Here is a 17,441-nt window from a genome sequence, read left to right on the forward strand (position 1 = left end):
ATGCGAAGATTTTTGATAGCCGGTAACTGGAAAATGAATTGCGGTCCTTACGACGCAGCCGAACTGCTGGAAGGGCTCAAAGAAAAGAAAGCCGAGGTTGACGAAAATGTAGATGTACTGGTTTGTCCGCCCTTTGTATCCATCGGGATGGCCGTAAATTATCTTCATGACACCGACATTCAGGTAGGAGCGCAGAATCTTCACTTTGAAGAAAACGGAGCCTACACTGGTGAAGTGAGTGGAAGCATGATCGCCGAAAGTGGATGCAATTACGTGATTATAGGTCACTCTGAACGCCGTCAGTATTTCGGGGAAACGGATAAAACGGTGAACAAACGGTCCCATAAAGCATTGGAGCATAAATTGGCTCCGATCATTTGCGTGGGAGAAAGCCTGGATCAGAGAAAATCAGGTGAACATTACGATTTGGTTAAAAACCAGGTAACAGCCGCTCTGTTTGATATTTCAGAAGAAGATGTGCTGGATGTGGTGATTGCATACGAGCCAATCTGGGCTATTGGAACAGGGGAAACAGCCTCGCCGGAGCAGGCACAGGAAATGCACGAGCATATCCGAAAAGTAATTGCTGAATTGTACAGCGAAGACACCGCCGATCGAATCAATATCCTGTATGGTGGCAGCATGAAGCCGGCCAATACCAAAGAGCTGTTAAATCAGCCCGATGTGGATGGCGGACTGATCGGAGGAGCCAGCCTCGATGCCGAAAGCTTTTCTGAAATTATCACCATTGCCGAAGAACTTTCCTGAGCCATGAAATATAACGTTCTGTTACTCGGAAGCGGTGGACGTGAACATGCACTGGCTTGGGCTATGGCTCAATCCCCCTCAATGAATAAGCTGTTCATTGCTCCCGGAAATCCCGGAACTGCGGAAGTGGGAGAGAACGTAAACCTTTCCATCAGCGACTTTGATCAGGTTTGGGATTTTATACAGGCCAATGATATCAACCTCACCGTTGTAGGTCCCGAGCAGCCGCTGGTGGATGGTATTGCCAATTTCCTGGAAACAAAGAGCCACCCGGTTTTTGGCCCGAAACTGCAGGCAGCTATGCTGGAAGGGAGTAAGGAATTTGCCAAAGAATTCATGCAGCGGCACAACATCCCAACAGCAGCGTATAAAGTTTTTGATCAGAACAACTTTGACGAGGCCGCTGACTACATCAAAAAGCAGGGTAAATTTCCGGTGGTGTTAAAAGCCGATGGTTTGGCCGGCGGGAAAGGGGTTTTCATCCCCGAAACTGAAGCCGAGGCTATGGAAGTACTGGAAGAGCTAAAAACCAGTGATTCTCTCAAAGATGCAGCCAGCCGTTTAGTAATTGAAGAGTTTATGATCGGGGAAGAAGCTTCGGTCTTTGCTATATCCGACGGGGAATCATACAAGGTAATTGGCAACGCTCAGGATCATAAACGAATTGGAGAGGGTGATACCGGACTGAATACCGGCGGAATGGGTGCGTATTCTCCGGCTCCCGTGGTATCAACGGGAATTCTGGACCGGGTAGAACGAGAGATTATTGAACCGACCATTTCGGGGATGAAAGAAGAAGGAAATCCCTATGCCGGAATTTTGTATTGCGGGCTGATGATCACCAAAGAAGGCCCCAAAGTGGTTGAGTACAACTGCCGGTTCGGAGATCCGGAATGCCAGGTAATACTGCCCCGATTAAAAGCCGATATGCTGGAAGTGATCGTGGCTTGCACCGAATCCAAGCTGGATACTGTGAACATAGACTTTGACGATGAAGTGAAATGCTGTGTGGTAATGGCATCAGGCGGATATCCGGAATCCTATGAAAAAGGGAAGGTGATTACCGGCCTGGATGATGTTAAGAATGCCATTCTATTTCACGCAGGTACCAAAAAAGAAGGGGATCAAATTCTAACCAATGGCGGACGGGTGCTTAATGTTGTCGGCTCCGGCAAAGATCTGCAAACGGCTATTGATAACACCTACGCCGAAGTAAAAAAAATAGCTTTTGACAAAGCCTATTACCGGAGCGATATTGGGGCGAAAGGCCTCAAACATTAGAATATTGAATAGTGAACATCGAACATTGAATGATGAAGTTGGTTTACTTCCGGTAATCATTCGGGTTTGCTGCTCCTTTGTGTTCTCTATTCTCATCATTACCAACACAAGCGGCCAAGCTCTTCAAACCCTGTATTCGGGATTAGACAATGCGGCGGGATTATACGTCACCCAGAACTCGGTATATATAGTTGAGCAGGGCAAAGACAGGGTGCTGAAACTGGATCATTCCGGAAATTTACTGGACACCATCGGGGGGAAAGGGGGCGGAAATTACCAGTTCAGCAAGCCGGTAGATGTGGATGCTACCAATGGTTTAAAAATTTTTGTTACAGACTTCAACAACCGTCGCGTGCAGGTTTTTGACCGGCGCGGACAGTATCTGAGCAGTATCTCTGCCAGTGATGCATTTGGAACTAACCGCCCGTATAATCCCACTCAGGTAGCCGTAAACGGACTGGGAGAAGTCTTTTTTGTGGATGCCGAAAACTATATTCGCCGTTTTGACCTGGATTCCAACTTACTCGATGAATTCCGAATTCCGTCAGAAGTGAAATCTATAGATGAAATGAATGTGACCTCCCGGGAGATTTTGATTCTCGACAAAGAATCAAAAACGATTCACCGGTTATCCTTGAATGGAAATTATGAAGGGTTCTTTACTGCCAATGGAGTTCAAGCCCTGTTTGCCAACGAAGGGGGGATTTGGAGAGCTTTTTCAGATCGGGTTGAGTTTGAAAGCCGGTCAAGGCAGACGAAAACCATAAATCTATCTACCGATTTAAAAGCCACAGATATGCAGGTGGAGGATGGTATGATATTCATTCTAAGCTCAGGTGACTTGTACAAAATCCCAGGTTCCAACCAATGATTACCCTGGAAGAAATTTTTGATGCTGGAACATCTTTTGAAAAAAAGGCCGTTCAGGTCTTCGAATTTCAGCGAACTAATAACCCGGTGTACCAACGTTTTTGTAAGGCTTTAGATATCGTTAAAGTAACTTCGCTTAGCGAAATTCCCCTGTTACCCATACAAGCCTTCAAAGACACCGAAGTGCTCACTGCTCCTGAAAATTCAAAATCCAAAATCCAAAATTTAGAATTTCAAAGCAGTGGCACGTCAGGAATGAGCAGGAGCAGGCATGTTGTCCCCGATCCTGAGGTATATCTTCAGTCGATTACCAGGGGGATGAAGCATTTCTACGAACTGGATGATTATGTGATTTGGGCGTACACACCGGGCTATATCGAGAACCCCAATTCTTCCCTAATCTGGATGCTGAACGTACTTATGGAGCGGGAAGAATCAGGTTTGAGCAGATTTATGGAACTAGGCCAACCGATGAATATAGCCGGGTTAAAAAAAGTTCAAAATTCAGGAAAGAAACTGATGCTGTTCGGGGCCGCTTTTGGGCTGCTGGATATTTTGGATAAGGGGGAGATCCGGTTGCCGGAAGATTCTGTGATCCTTGAAACGGGCGGAATGAAAACGCACCGGCGGGAGATTACTAAGACTGAATTGCATGATCAATTAGCGAAAGGCTTTGGTTTACCCAAGTCGCAGGTTCACTCCGAATATGGGATGGCAGAGTTGTTGAGTCAGGCTTACAGCCAGGAAGGAGAATGGTTTGAGTGTGTGCCGTGGATGAAGGTGAGTATCCGAAACCCGAAGAATCCCATGGAAGAAGCAGCGTATGGGGAGGAGGGATTAATCGGAGTGATTGACCTGGCTAACCTGTATTCATGTTCCTTTATTTTAACGGGAGATAAAGGCCTCCAGCGGGCTGATGGAAAATTCCAGGTATTGGGGCGATGGAACCCGGAAAACCTGCGCGGATGTAATTTCTTAATCGATCAGGATTGAGCGGGTGTTTTATATAGCAGAAATGAAATTTCTAAAACTCGTTGTCATGCTGAACTTGATTCAGCATCTGATGCGGTTTGATAATTAGCAATGGCAGAAGTAAATCTGAACAAATATATTTCCAAAATACAGAAGGCTGTAGAGGAATGGCTGAGTCAGGAGAATCAGGTTCTCTGGAAAGCCGTACAGCAAACTGTTGATGATGGATTGTTCAGTCAGCACGATATTGAATTCCAACTTTCCGTTTTAAGAGAAAATATTGCGAACGGAGATATCCGGGAATGGGTGAATCGATCAGAGTTGAGTGATCGGCAAAATGCTAAAGGCCAGAAAGTGCTCTGTCTTCATGCCGGAAATTTACCGTTAGTTGGCTTCCAAACCGCTCTGGGAACCATTCTCTCCGGCGCTGATTACCACGGTAAGCTCTCCCGAAAAGACCCGCATTTATTGGCTTCTTTTTTGGATGAAATAGGAAAATCTCTGCCTGAGAAAAAGATTCACTATTCAACAGATCTGGAAAAATTTACAAACCTAAAAGCTGATAAAGTTATTTTTGCAGGATCTGAAGAATCCATTTCTGAAGTAAAAGAGAAAATCCGGGAGCTGAAGGCGGCAAAAGAAAATGCAGAGTACATCATCCGGACGGCCAAATTCTCCATTGCTTACCTGGAGGACTGGAATGAAGAGACAAAAAAAGAGTTGATTGAAGCGATGCTGAGGTATGGCGGGAAAGGCTGTCGATCGGTAGCTGTAGTGGTTGCCAATTTTGGACTGAAGAAGGTCAAAGAAGAACTTGAAAAAGCTACTAGAGAATTTTGGGAATTGAATCCCCAACATCAAAAACCCGCTCCGGATTTACAGTATCAATATGCCTATAACGCAGCCGTGGAAAAGAGGCAGCTTTGGCTGGAGGACTTCCTGATCCAGGAATCCGAGGAACTGCCGGATACCGACTTTACGGTAAACTGGGTGGAAGGAGGAGAGGAGAAAGTCAGAGAGTTAAAAACTCAATTCGGAAAGAAGGTGCAGTCGGTTTATTCAGCCGGTAAAAAAATTGCCGGAATAGAGACGGAAGAATTGGAGAGGGCTCAGCTCCCGCCACTTTGGTGGAAGCCGGATGGGGTGGATGTGGTGGAGCGGTTAATCAGGTAAATCCCACCAATCCCATAAATCATAGTTCCAAGTTTGAACCTTGATTTATGAGATTTTAGGATTGCCGGTATTGTTTATTTCATCCCCTCAATATAATCCCCAAACTTCCAGCTTGATTTAAAATCTTTATCCAATTCCTGATTGGTAAGCAAGGCTTTCACCATGGCAACGGGAATGCTGTTGTTTTGGAGGATGGTGTCGTGAAATTCCTTTTCGGTCATTTGCCCGGATTCGACAAGTTCCTGTCGCAGTGAATAAAACTGCATGGCTCCAACCATGTAGGCGATTTGATATAACGGCCCATAATTGCCTTCAAACGAGCGGCGGACTTCCGCTTCGGCATTGGCATATTCATGGCCCACTTTATCCACCAGGTAATCAATACATTCCTGTGGCGACCAGTTTCCAAGATGGTAATTCAGTGAAAACACAATACGGGCGGCACGGTGCATTCTCCAGTACAACATTCCGATTTTGTCTTCCGGGTTATCAGGGAAATCTTTTTCCCAAAGCACGAACTCCCAATACAGTGCCCATCCTTCCGTCCAGAAAGGCGTTCTGAATATTCGTCTGTGGGTTTCATATCGCCGGTTCATAAATTGCTGTAAATGATGGCCGGGAATGAGCTCGTGATGGACTACAGCCTTGGAAAAGTGAGGATTATTCCCCCGCATGCTCATCATTTTCTCTTCATGAGTCATGGTATAGGTGGGGTAGGCTATTCTTACAACCTCACCACCTAAAAAGAAGGGTGCAATTTTTTGCCATTCCGGGCTCAGCATCACCATGCGCCAGGTTTCCTTGGCCAGGGGCGGAATAGTGAGCAGGTCTCTATCTTCCAGGAAGGTGACGGCTTCTTCGGCTAAATCCTTCACCAACGGAGGTTGTTCTCCGGCGGGAACGTGTGTTGTCTTCACATACTCAAGGGCTGCTTTCCAGTCATCACCGTAGCCCAGCTCCCGGGAGGCTTTCAGCATTTCACTATAAGTCCACGCATACTGTTCGTTGGCAATATCTATGAGTTCCTGAGGTGTGTATGAAATCATCTCGAAGCCTAAACGGCGGATAATTTCACTTTTACCAATGGGGTTACCGATGATTCCTGAACCGTCATCATCTTCTGGTTTTTGATTGTAGTGTTGAGCAAGGGCTTTTTCATATTCTTCAAGAGAGGCAGTAAGAGCTGCATAGGGTTTCTCCACCCACCAGGTGAAATCAGGGTCGTAGCCATAATAAAACTCATAGGCTTCGGTAATTGCCTCTCTTCGTTCTTCGATTATACCGGCTGCTAACCCGGCCTGCTGCTTGGATAGCTTGGGGGTTTGCTCCAGTTCATTCAGCAAAGTAGCTGTTTCTGAATGCCAATTGTTAAACCGGGTGGCTACCTCTTTTCCATCCAGGGAGGTGCCCGACCTTCTCTCGGTAATAAAATCCATCATTCCCGTTTTAGCCGGAATACGTTCCGAAACCTCGTTAAACCGCTGGCGATCAGCCTGCAGGAAGTACAAAGAGCGTTCCAGATCATTCTTAAAAAGGAGGAAGTCCACTTTATCAGGATGAGCCAGCTCTTGGAAATTAATTTCATCCAGGTAGCTCAGCCACCGGGTATAAAATTCATCAAAACGGGTGAAATATTGTTCGGAGTTTTCTACAGAATATTTCCTGGATAATGCCCCGTAATCTTCCTGGTAAACAATAATGGCATCTTCAATAGAAGAAAAGGTAGTCTGAGCCACTATTTCATATTGAATAGAACACAGAAAAAGTGAAGTAAAAAAGGCCAGCAATGATGTTCGCATAAATTCCCGCTTTGTTAAAGAATATGGAAGCTATGAAAAGAAAAAACCGGCAGAACTGCTATGGGGAATTTGTTAAGGATTGAGATAGATTTTTATGAATGTCTCATATTCTTCTGAATAAGGCTTAAGATTTATTTCTTTGGGTGACTGATTAAGAGATTAAAAGCCAAATTTTACATATATTCCATCGATCAATAAATCGTAAAACATTATGGAAACAGTAAAAATATCTCCAAAATTTCAGGTGGTTATTCCTGCTAAGGTTAGGAAATCTCTGAACCTGAAAGCAGGTCAACGTGTACGGATGATCCCTATAGATGGAAAAATTGAGGTTGTTCCTGTTCCTGAAGCAAAATCATTGCGAGGTTTTGCCAAGGGTATTGATACCTCCATTGAGCGGGAGGAGGATAGGTTTTGAATGTTTTAGACTCATCGGGATGGCTGGAATATTTCACGGATGATAAATATGCAGATGTATTCGAGCCCATTATTGAAAATGATGAAGAGTTATTGGTGCCTTCCATTTGTTTTTATGAAGTGTATAAAGTGTTAAATAGAGAGCTGGGAAAATCAAAGGCGCTGGATGGGATAGCGCTCATGGCCAACGGTAAAGAGGTGTCGGTGGATCAGGAAATTGCACTTACAGCTGCACAAATAAATGCGGAGTTAAAATTGCCTATAGCAGACTCCATGATTTATGCAATTTCCCAAAAATATGAGGCTGAGCTCTGGACTTTAGATTCTGATTTCGAGGGGCTGGAAGGCGTGAAATACTTTTCGAAGAAGAGTTGAACCTTGATTTATTGGATTTCAGGATGCCCTTGATTTAAATTCTTTTGGTCAAAAAGAATAACTGAATAATTGAAAGTTCTCTTACCTCCCCAATTAACCCCAAAATCCATTTCAAAGGTTAAACAGGATTGTCTTATCTTTAATGCTCTGAGAATTTCGAAATTCAAAAAAGCATAAATGCACTCTTACAATCCGGCCGACATCGAGTCTAAATGGCAACAACACTGGCTCGAAAACAAAACCTTTGAAACGCCCACCGATAAATCCAAACCCAAGTATTATGTGCTGGATATGTTTCCGTATCCAAGTGGGGCGGGGCTTCATGTAGGTCACCCGGAAGGATATACGGCTACGGATATCATTGCCCGCTACAAGCGAATGAAAGGCTTCAACGTACTTCACCCGATTGGCTGGGATGCATTTGGATTACCAGCCGAGCAGTATGCGGTGAAAACGGGAACGCATCCGCGAATCACCACAGAAAAGAACGTAAATAAATTCAGGGAACAGCTGCAGGCTATTGGTTTCAGTTACGACTGGGATCGCGAAGTGAATACCACCGATCCGGATTACTATAAGTGGACCCAATGGATTTTCCTGAAGCTGTATGAAAAGGGACTGGCGTATGAAGATGAGGTTGCTGTAAACTGGTGCCCGGAACTGGGAACCGTACTGGCGAATGAAGAAGTCATTGACGGTAAAAGTGAAGTGGGTGGATACCCCGTTATCAGAAAGCCGATGCGCCAGTGGGTGTTGAAGATTACAGAATATGCCGAGCGATTGCTTCAGGATCTGGAAGAGCTGGACTGGCCGGAGTCGTTGAAGGAAATGCAGCGCAACTGGATCGGGAAATCGGTTGGGGCTGAAATTGATTTTGAGATTTCCGGCCACAATGAAAAGCTGAAAGTTTTTACAACACGACCGGATACCATTTTTGGTGCTACTTATATGGTGATGGCTCCCGAGCATCACCTGGTGGATAGAATCACGACCGAAGATCAAAAGCAGGCGATTGCTGATTATCAGGAAGAAGCGGCCAAGAAATCGGACCTGGAGCGACAGGAACTGAACAAAGAGAAAACGGGCGCTTTTACCGGCGCTTATGCCATCAACCCGGCCAACGGTAAGCAAATCCCAATCTGGATTGCCGATTACGTGCTCGACAGTTACGGAACAGGAGCCATTATGGCCGTACCGGGACAGGATGAAAGAGACTGGGAATTTGCCGAGAAATTTGATCTGGAGATCGTTCGTACGGTTCAGCCGGAAGAAGGATTTGAAGGAAAAGCCTACACCGGAGAAGGAGTTGCCATAAACAGTGACTTCCTGAATGGGTTGAAAATCAAAGAAGCCAAAAATAAAATCATTACGTGGCTGGAAGAAAAGGGAGCCGGAACCAAGTCGGTTAATTACAAACTGCGCGACTGGCTGTTCTCCCGTCAGCGTTATTGGGGTGAACCGTTTCCGATTATCCATGTGGATGGGGAACCAAAACCGCTGCCTGAATCTGAATTACCGGTAGAGCTTCCGGAAGTGGATAAATATCAACCTACCGGTGATGGCGAACCGCCACTGGCGAATGCAAAAAATTGGGTGGAAACCACCGATCCGGAGACCGGGAAAACAGCCATCCGTGAAACCAATACCATGCCGCAATGGGCCGGTTCCTGTTGGTACTACCTGCGGTACATCAGTCCAGAATTTGACGGCGGTCCCGTAGATCCGGATTATGAAAAGTACTGGATGCCCGTGGATCTGTATGTGGGTGGAGCCGAACATGCGGTTCTGCACCTGCTGTATGCCCGGTTTTGGCACAAAGTGCTATATGATATTGGCGTGGTTTCAACCAAAGAGCCATTTAATAAGCTGGTGAATCAGGGGATGATACTGGGTGAAATGGAATTCACCGGCCCCGATGGCAAAAAGATTACTGAAGATAAAGTAGAGAAGAAGGGTGAGGGCTTTGTGCTCAAAGGCACTGATACGAAAGTGGAAGCCCGGGCTCACAAAATGTCCAAGAGTCGCGGTAATGTCATCAACCCCGATAACATCATAGCTCAATACGGAGCCGACTCGCTGCGATTATATGAGATGTTTATGGGACCGCTGGAGCAGGTAAAGCCCTGGAGCACCAAGGGTGTAGAAGGTGTGAACCGGTTCCTGAATCGTGTTTGGCGCTTGCTGGTGGATGAAGATTCCGGAGAGATTTCTGCTAAGGTGAAGGATATAGAGGCCGAGAAGAAACACCTTAAACCTCTCCATGAAGCCATCAAGAAAGTAAGCGAAGATATTGAGGGACTCCGTTTCAATACTGCCATTTCCGCACTGATGATTTTTGTGAACGAAGCCAATGGATGGGATGAAATTCCTTTATCGGTAGCTGAAGAATTTATTCAGATTCTGAATCCTTTTGCTCCACATATAACGGAAGAGTTGTGGCGAATGCTGGGTCATGAAGAAACGCTGGCTTACGAAGACTGGCCACAATTCAACGAAGAATACCTGAAGCCCGATTCCATTACGTATCCGGTTCAGGTGAATGGGAAAGTCCGTGCTGATATCGAAGTGGATGCTGATAAGGCCAAAGACAAAGATTATGTGTTAGGCTTAGCCAAAGAAGAAGAAAACGTAGCCAAATATCTTGCTGATGGAAATCTGGTGAAAGAGATCTTCGTGCCCGGGAAGATTGTGAACCTGGTAGTAAAATAGTCAGGCCATAAAAAAGGCTCCGATGCAAAGCATCGGAGCCGTATAAAAGTGTGAATCGCAGATTATAAGGATTATGGGATTTCACTGATTGTTGTCATACAATCAGTGTCACACCCCTAAATCCGGTTGATTCGTGTTTCTAAATACGCGATTGAATTACCGCTCTTCAACGGATGTCCATTCCAGCCCTTTCTCACCAACATAAAGAGCACGCGGACGAATCAGGCGGTTATTAGCTGCTTGTTCCATGAAATGCCCGGTCCATCCTGAAACACGACTCATCGTGAAAATACAGGTGTACAGATCAGGCTCAATTCCAATTGAGTAGTACACGGTAGCTGAGAAGAAATCTACGTTAGGATCAATATCCTTCTCACTCTTCATGGTGTTCAGCATATCCATCGACCACTCATATAACTGCTGGTGTCCCGTTTCTTCAGAAAGATCTTTGGACATTTTTTGCAGCAATCGGGCACGGGGGTCAAAAGTCTTATACACCCGGTGACCAAAACCAGAAAGCTTTTCTTTATTTGCTAACTTTCTTTTGGTGAATTCTACAGCATCCGCTGTATCCGGATCTTTATCCAGCTCAAGAAGCGTATTCATAACTGCTGTGTTTGCTCCACCGTGGAGTGGTCCTTTAAGCGCACCAATAGCTCCTGTGATTGCAGAATACATGTCAGACTGTGTAGCGCAAATGGTACGGGCGGTAAAGGTAGAAGCATTCATTCCGTGCTCGGCATGCAGGATCAGGCAAAGATCCATGGTCTTTTCCGCTTGCTCACCGGGCTTCTCACCGTTCAGCATATATAAAAAGTTAAATGCGGTGCTGCCTTCATCAAGTGGCGCTACAAAGTCTTTGCCTTTACGGGCACGGTCAAAGGCTGCAATGATAGTAGGAATCTTAGCCGTGATGTCGATGGCCTGCCCCTCGAATAAAGTGTCATCAAACTTGCCATGCGTATCATCAAAGTCTGCAAGCATGGAAACGGCTGTTCTCAGAACGGCCATAGGCTCAGCACTCTTATCGGTAGTATTAATATAGTCGAGTACCGGTTGTGGAAGTGAACGATGCTCAATCAAAAGCTTCTTTAAGCTTTCCAGTTCTTCCGCGTTTGGCAGGCGATCATTCCAAAGCAAAAAACAAACTTCTTCAAAGGTTGCGTTTTCAGCCAGGGTGTCGATAAGATACCCGGAATAAATGAGTTCGCCTTTTTGTCCGTCAATAAAACTTTTAGATGTAGAAAAAGCTACAATGCCTTCAAGTCCTTTATTGATATAAGGATATTGTTGCTCGTCAAAGCCTGTGTGAATGCCTTCTGACATTTAGTACTCCAATTTATGTTAAAAGAATAATCTGCTCGGTAAGAGCCAACTTCACGCTGCTAACATTTTTAAATATACAAGCGTTTGTGGTTGGTAATAAAATCCGATTCTCGTTTGAGAAGAGCATCGAATATAGTAAAACGACCGCACAATTTTAAGTCAAAATGTTTAAAACTATTTCAATAAAACAAATGATCTTGAAGAAAGTGTGAAGATGTGCAGGTTTTCTGAAATTGAGCCAAGTGTAACATCAAAGATACCACAGCGTACTTTTTTATCGAACCAATTTAAATAACGCTATGGAATCTTATCAATTTGACTCTATCGGACTTGCTCACTTCGGCTTTGCTATTCTTTCTATGGTTTTGGGTGCGCTTGTCATTTTTAGAAAGAAAGGAGGATCCGTCCATAAAAAGTTAGGATACGTCTATTTTGGCTCAATGATAGGGCTGAATGTAACCGCCTTAATGATCTACAAACTCTTCGGTTTTTTCGGGCCATTCCATGTGTTTGCTTTGATCAGCTTGGTTAGTGTGATAGCCGGATTTGTTCCCGCTTACCTCAAGAAACCAAAGGACACCTGGCTGGAGTATCACTATGAATTTATGAACTGGTCGGTGGTGGGCTTATATGCTGCGTTCTGGTCAGAGACTTTTACCCGGTTCTTCAGTTTTCAAGGCTGGGATGGATTCTGGATGTTGGTAGGTACAGTCACGGTAATTACAGTTGCCATAGGTGCTTACCTGATTAAAAAGAAGAAGAGCTATTTTTTAGAAAAGTTTGGCGGAAAAAAATATGCCCCGGTTGATTAAGCCTGATTCTTGGCCTCATTCCAAAATACATCCATCTCTTCAAGGCTGGCATCTTTGAGGGCTTTATCCTGCTCCTTTAGCTTTTTCTCGATGTAACGAAAACGTTGCTCAAACTTGGCATTGGTTTTTCGGAGACTATCCTCTGCATTGAGGTCAAAATACCTGCTCACGTTAACCAGGGAAAACAACAAGTCACCAAACTCATCGGCGAGTTCATCAGGATTATTTGTCTCTAAAGCTTGCCGGAATTCCTGCAGTTCCTCATCCAGTTTTTCCCAGGCAAGTTTCCATTCCGGCCAGTCGAAGCCCACATTCGCTGCTTTCTCCTGCATGCGTTGCGCGCGGATTAATGCAGGAAGGTGTGCAGGCAGGCCATCCAGCGTAGATTTCTTTCCTTCTTTAAGTTTGATGTTTTCCCAGTTTTCAGAAACCTGTTCTTCGCCATTTACTTCCGTATCACCAAAAACATGAGGGTGCCGGCGGATAAGCTTTTCCATCAGCGTGTAAATCACATCCCCCATGTCAAAAGTCTCGGTTTCGGTAGCCATCCGGGAATGAAATACGACATGGAGCAGCAGGTCGCCGAGCTCCTTTTTGAACTCATCGAAATCCTGATTGTCAAGCGCTTCAATGGCCTCGTAAGCCTCTTCGATCAGGTTGTCTTTGATGGATTCATGGGTTTGCTTACGATCCCAGGGACATTCCTTCCGGAGAATAGCTACCAACTCTACAAGATCTTCAAACTTCCGGCTTGGCTTCATACTTGAAATTTTAAATTAAAAATTATGAATCTGAAATTACCCAATTCAAAATCTATAATTTCCAATTTCTAAGTTTTTTTCTTCTTCTTTTTGGCGGCGGGGAAGAGGATGTTGTTCAGTATCAGCCGGTAGCCGGGACTGTTGGGATGTAAGGCTAAATCGGTGGGGGGATCGTTTACCCGGTGCGTGTAGTCTTCAGGATCATGCCCGGCGTAAAAGGTGAAGGTTCCGCGACCGTAATTTCCATGGATATATTTAACCTGCTCTCGGCCGGGAGATTCGCCCAATATTACCGCCGATGATTTAACTTTGTCTTTCTGAAAGGCGGTAGTTTGTCCGTAAAAGCCACGCACGCTGCTCACGTGATTTTGAGTTAGCATAGTAGGAACCGGGTCCCACTTGGCTGAAAATTCAAAGAGGGTAAAAAAGTCCAGCGATTGGTCAACCCGGTTGATGCTTACCGGAACGTCAATGTTGGCATGCTCGTATTCACTGGGATTCAACACAATTTCAAAATCCTCAAAAGCGAGTGTTTTATTGAAATCCAGCTTTTCCTGGGCATTGGGATCGGCCGGGTCGCCGTCAAATTGTTCGGGGGCTATATCCACGCCTTCGGCAGCCAGAGCAATGTCGAACGTATCGGTTCCGGAGCACATCGAAAACAGAAACCCACCATTGCCTACATAGCGCTTGATGGTACGGGCTACTTCTTTCTTCTGTTCGCTGACTGAGGAATAGCCGAGCTCGCTGGCCATCGCTTCCATTTGCTTAACTTGCGCAATGTACCAAGGCATGTTGCGATATGTGGCCCAAAATTTGCCATACTGACCGGTGAAATCTTCGTGGTGAAGGTGAAGCCAGTCGTATTCATCCAGCTTACCTTCCAGCACTTCCACATCCCACACTTTCTCATATTCCACTTCGGCGTAGGTGAGGGCAAGCGTCACGGCATCGTCCCAGGGCAGAGCCTGGTCGGGAGTGTAAACGGCAATTTTTGGTGCCTTCTCGAGGTTCACAACGGCTGTATTGCTGCTGTTACTTTCTACATCCGCTACAATCTGCCGGGCTTCAGATGCGCTGATGGTTTCAAGCGAAACATTGCGCAGCCTGCTTTTTCGAACAATGTCATTTTCAACCGTTGCCAGGAAGCTTCCTCCGCGATAATTCAACAGCCACTGGGCGGTATATCCATCGGTGATGTGATTAAAAATGACACCATAGGCTTTGAGGTGGTTGGTTTGCGAAGCATCCATCGAAATCAGCACGTGCTGCTGGGCCGAAACCATAAGCATCGGGCTTAGCGCAAATAATAATATGGTAAGCAGTCTCTTGATCATATCAGGAGTTTTGATTGGTTAATTCTGTCAGTCGTTCTCTTGCATATGGGGCGTAAAATCCCTGCGGATATTCCAGTATAAGCCTCTCATAAATATCTTTTGGGGAAATTTCTACTGTTGAAGTTGTTGAATCAAGGTTCCAAAAGCAATCCTCTGTAGATTCACACGCCTTTTGTACAGATTGAATGTTAGTCTGTTCAGCTAGTTTTGCCTGTTCCCAAAGTAATTTCTCTTTGATGGGGGTGGCAGGATTTGATGCCAAAAATACGCTCAGCTCATTATACTTTTTGGCTTTTTGAATATGCGGAGATTCAACGAAAAAGAGTAAAGCATCGTCTTTTAAAGCAGTAAAACGCTCATCGTTTATCATTTCCAAAAATGCTTCAGAGCTTTTTGCAGACGCACCGTTATTTTCCATGAAAACAGCATCGGCAAACCGGGAGAGTAACTCGCCTGAAGTATCTACGGCCGTTCCCTGTTGCAGCCATAACCGAAGTTCGAGGGCGTCGTTGGCATAATAAGAGGTGTTCTGCCTGCCCAGCGATTTCAGCTGAATGCCAGCAAATTCGTAATCACCGGCATAGAAATCGGTGAGGGCGAGAAAGTAACGGGTTTTTTCGGCGAGTTCTCCAATTTCAGCTTGCTTATTAGCCCGTGTAAAACTGATGCGCGCTTCGGTAAACTTTTTCTGAGCAAGATGAATTCTTCCCTCCAGGTAGGGAATTTCGGGTGAGTCTCGCATGGCCGGGAGGTTTTTGAGTTTTCGCAGCGCTGTCCGGGCTTTGTCCAGATCAAAAACATGGTCGAGGGCTAACTCGGCTCTTTTAAGCTGCACATTCCCCATACCGCTATAATTGTTGGTCTCTGTCTCGATAGAATCCAGCATAACGGTAGCAAGTTTAAAGAGGCTGTCTCGTTTGTTGGTGAAGTCGAGATTGTAATCATCGATATACTTGGCCCATTTTGAATAGGTGTCCGCCAGTTCTTCCAGACCCCGCCACTTAATCTCACCGTAGGCATTGTCGGTGTAATAGGTGAAGGCATCTTTAGCCAGTTCAAATTCATTATTCTCGGTCAGCTGCCTGCCCAGGTTAAACAGCGAGTAGTTGTAGGATTGAGATCGGCTCTCATATTCTTTAGCTGTAGCAAGCGCCCGGCGGTATAATTTGTTTTCCTGAAGCAGCCAAATCTGCAGCTGGTAAAACGTTTGATAGTTGGGGGATGAAATGGAGAGCTTACCCAACCGCTCATCAATTTCAATGATGGTGATGTCGTACAGAATTGGGTCGTTATACCGAAGCAAACTGCGCTGTATATATGAAATCTGGTTTGGGGACGATTCCAGTAAATTCAGCCATTCTTCAATTGCCAGCTCGTATTCGCCGGCCCTCATGTAAGCGTTAGCTATATCCCCAAAAAATAAACGGTCGTTTTGAAATACATTACGCGCCTTTTTATACACCTCAACGGCTTCAACATATTCACGCCGGCTCACCATGGTTCGGGCGGTGGTTATATAAAGTTGTAGCTGACGGGGATGAGATTCCAGGTTGGCATACCAGATATCTAATGCTTTTTCTGTGTCTTCCTTGAAATGATAGATTTCCCCGATTCGGATCTCTACCTGACTCTCAACTTCGGGCTGGTCCTGGTATTTGTGTGCTATTTCGAGTCCCTGATCATATTGCTTTAACTGGATCAGGCAGTCGATTAACCGGTCAGCATAAACGTAAGTGCCGGGATTGTTATCGTGCAGTTCTTGTAACAGGGGCAGGGCATCGGCATATTGTTGCTGCTGCATAAGCCGGGTGGCAAGCTGGAAGTCGCTGTTGTTTTGAGCTGTGGCCGTGAAACTCAGCAGCCCGATAATCAATAAAGAGAATACGGTTTTTAAAAAAGTGTTCATGAACTCATGATATCAAATTCCGGGAAGAAAGATTTTATCTCCCTGTAAAAACGGTTCAGAGGAAACCCGACTACATTATAGTAGTCCCCATCAATTTTTTCTACAAACAAGGCGCCCAAGTCATCCTGAATTCCATAAGAACCGGCTTTATCCATGGGGTTACCGCTTTTTATATACGCTTTAATTTCCTGTTCACCTAACGTGCTGAAGGTAACTTTTGTTTGTTCATAAAAGGTGTGTTTGGCTTGAATGATGCCATTTTTATCAGTTTTAACAAATGCGACTCCCGTATAAACAAAATGATGGGTTCCACTTAACCGGCTCAAAAAGGCAAAAGCCTCGTCAGCGTCTGCCGGTTTACCCAACACTTCTCCATTATGCACCACGATGGTATCAGAACCGATGATGAAGCTATCGCTGAATTTGGAGGCAACATCGATGGCTTTCAAAGCGGCAAGGTCTTCCACCATTGGCCCGGGCTCTGTGTGCGAGCTGATTTCTTCTACATCACTGGGGGAAATCTCAAAAGCCAGGCCAATCTGTTGTAATAATTTCTTTCTTCGGGGGCTCTGAGAAGCCAGAACAATTCGAGTCATACCGTATTTGCACTTTTGGGTTTAGCAGATAATTAAATAACTTAGCCAACCATTTCGATCATAAATTTCAACTAAGTTAACTAAAAGAACATGGCAAAACGAGGACGTAAACAGGCGGATCATCAACCGATGTTTTTTTCCGCATATAACTACAAACTCATCGGGATAGCAATTTTCCTGATTGTAGCGGGTTTTACGGCCATGTACCTTGAAAATGAAGTGGACGGCTTTATTTCTCTTTTTATCTCTCCGATTGTGATTATGGCCGGCTATATCCTGGTTATATTTGCTATTATGAAGCACGACCGGGATGAAGAACCTGAAGCAGCATCCAGCTAA

Annotated in this window: 16 protein-coding genes; 10 read left to right on the forward strand and 6 right to left on the reverse strand. The window is 45.2% G+C overall.

Going from position 1 to position 17,441, the window contains the following annotated elements:
* The 5 genes from tpiA to JJ941_RS01435 all read left to right on the forward strand — a co-directional run bounded on the left by tpiA (nucleotide 1) and on the right by JJ941_RS01435 (nucleotide 5,064).
* Nucleotides 1–768: a triose-phosphate isomerase gene (gene tpiA / locus JJ941_RS01415; RefSeq protein ID WP_290961423.1), complete on the forward strand. Its 768-nt coding sequence runs from the start codon at nucleotides 1–3 to the stop codon at nucleotides 766–768.
* Nucleotides 769–771: 3 nt separating this feature from the next.
* Nucleotides 772–2,049, forward strand: coding sequence for a phosphoribosylamine--glycine ligase (purD, locus tag JJ941_RS01420; protein WP_290961426.1), 1,278 nt, complete (start codon nucleotides 772–774; stop codon nucleotides 2,047–2,049).
* Between the two features lie 4 nt (nucleotides 2,050–2,053).
* Nucleotides 2,054–2,920 (forward strand): hypothetical protein, encoded by an 867-nt coding sequence (locus tag JJ941_RS01425; protein ID WP_290961428.1) that lies wholly within the window; start codon nucleotides 2,054–2,056, stop codon nucleotides 2,918–2,920.
* Entirely contained in the window at nucleotides 2,917–3,912 is a 996-nt protein-coding gene (locus JJ941_RS01430) for a hypothetical protein (protein WP_290961431.1), read from the forward strand. The genes JJ941_RS01425 and JJ941_RS01430 overlap by 4 nt, the downstream gene beginning before the upstream one ends.
* A 90-nt stretch (nucleotides 3,913–4,002) precedes the next feature.
* Nucleotides 4,003–5,064 carry an acyl-CoA reductase gene (locus tag JJ941_RS01435; RefSeq protein ID WP_290961434.1) on the forward strand — a complete coding sequence of 354 codons (1,062 nt, stop codon included), beginning with the start codon at nucleotides 4,003–4,005 and terminating at the stop codon, nucleotides 5,062–5,064.
* 74 nt (nucleotides 5,065–5,138) lie between these two features.
* On the opposite strand, the gene JJ941_RS01440 is transcribed toward JJ941_RS01435, so the two are convergent.
* Complete coding sequence (locus JJ941_RS01440) at nucleotides 5,139–6,863, reverse strand: DUF885 family protein (RefSeq protein WP_290961438.1); 1,725 nt, start codon at nucleotides 6,861–6,863, stop codon at nucleotides 5,139–5,141.
* Between the two features lie 211 nt (nucleotides 6,864–7,074).
* Between JJ941_RS01440 and JJ941_RS01445 the strand changes: the two genes are divergently transcribed.
* The 3 genes from JJ941_RS01445 to leuS all read left to right on the forward strand — a co-directional run bounded on the left by JJ941_RS01445 (nucleotide 7,075) and on the right by leuS (nucleotide 10,364).
* Nucleotides 7,075–7,281, forward strand: coding sequence for an AbrB/MazE/SpoVT family DNA-binding domain-containing protein (locus tag JJ941_RS01445; protein WP_255132584.1), 207 nt, complete (start codon nucleotides 7,075–7,077; stop codon nucleotides 7,279–7,281).
* Nucleotides 7,278–7,655 carry a type II toxin-antitoxin system VapC family toxin gene (locus tag JJ941_RS01450; RefSeq protein WP_290961442.1) on the forward strand — a complete coding sequence of 126 codons (378 nt, stop codon included), beginning with the start codon at nucleotides 7,278–7,280 and terminating at the stop codon, nucleotides 7,653–7,655. Before JJ941_RS01445 ends, JJ941_RS01450 begins: the two co-directional genes overlap by 4 nt.
* Nucleotides 7,656–7,832: 177 nt before the next feature.
* Nucleotides 7,833–10,364, forward strand: a complete 2,532-nt coding sequence (gene leuS, locus JJ941_RS01455; protein ID WP_290961445.1) for a leucine--tRNA ligase — start codon at nucleotides 7,833–7,835, stop codon at nucleotides 10,362–10,364.
* 156 nt (nucleotides 10,365–10,520) lie between these two features.
* Here leuS and JJ941_RS01460 read toward each other — a convergent pair whose 3' ends face one another.
* Nucleotides 10,521–11,690 carry a citrate/2-methylcitrate synthase gene (locus JJ941_RS01460; RefSeq protein ID WP_290961448.1) on the reverse strand — a complete coding sequence of 390 codons (1,170 nt, stop codon included), beginning with the start codon at nucleotides 11,688–11,690 and terminating at the stop codon, nucleotides 10,521–10,523.
* Nucleotides 11,691–11,989: 299 nt separating this feature from the next.
* On the opposite strand from JJ941_RS01460, the gene JJ941_RS01465 reads away from it, so the two are divergent.
* Nucleotides 11,990–12,502, forward strand: a complete 513-nt coding sequence (locus JJ941_RS01465; protein ID WP_290961451.1) for a DUF2306 domain-containing protein — start codon at nucleotides 11,990–11,992, stop codon at nucleotides 12,500–12,502.
* On the opposite strand, the gene mazG is transcribed toward JJ941_RS01465, so the two are convergent.
* The 4 genes from mazG to JJ941_RS01485 all read right to left on the reverse strand — a co-directional run bounded on the left by mazG (nucleotide 12,499) and on the right by JJ941_RS01485 (nucleotide 17,102).
* Nucleotides 12,499–13,263, reverse strand: a complete 765-nt coding sequence (gene mazG / locus JJ941_RS01470; RefSeq protein WP_290961454.1) for a nucleoside triphosphate pyrophosphohydrolase — start codon at nucleotides 13,261–13,263, stop codon at nucleotides 12,499–12,501. The two genes, JJ941_RS01465 and mazG, sit on opposite strands and share 4 nt — an antisense overlap.
* A 68-nt stretch (nucleotides 13,264–13,331) precedes the next feature.
* On the reverse strand, nucleotides 13,332–14,600 hold the full coding sequence (locus JJ941_RS01475) for an asparagine synthetase B (RefSeq protein ID WP_290961457.1): 1,269 nt from the start codon (nucleotides 14,598–14,600) through the stop codon (nucleotides 13,332–13,334).
* 1 nt (nucleotide 14,601) lies between these two features.
* Complete coding sequence (locus JJ941_RS01480; RefSeq protein WP_290961460.1) at nucleotides 14,602–16,506, reverse strand: tetratricopeptide repeat protein; 1,905 nt, start codon at nucleotides 16,504–16,506, stop codon at nucleotides 14,602–14,604.
* Nucleotides 16,503–17,102 carry a Maf family protein gene (locus tag JJ941_RS01485; RefSeq protein WP_290961463.1) on the reverse strand — a complete coding sequence of 200 codons (600 nt, stop codon included), beginning with the start codon at nucleotides 17,100–17,102 and terminating at the stop codon, nucleotides 16,503–16,505. The genes JJ941_RS01480 and JJ941_RS01485 overlap by 4 nt, the downstream gene beginning before the upstream one ends.
* Nucleotides 17,103–17,192: 90 nt before the next feature.
* Here JJ941_RS01485 and JJ941_RS01490 point away from each other — a divergent pair, with 90 nt between their 5' ends.
* Nucleotides 17,193–17,441: a DUF3098 domain-containing protein gene (locus JJ941_RS01490; RefSeq protein WP_255132562.1), complete on the forward strand. Its 249-nt coding sequence runs from the start codon at nucleotides 17,193–17,195 to the stop codon at nucleotides 17,439–17,441.

Origin of the sequence: Gracilimonas sp. (assembly GCF_017641085.1) — a bacterium.
Classification (GTDB): Bacteria; Bacteroidota; Rhodothermia; order Balneolales; family Balneolaceae; genus Gracilimonas.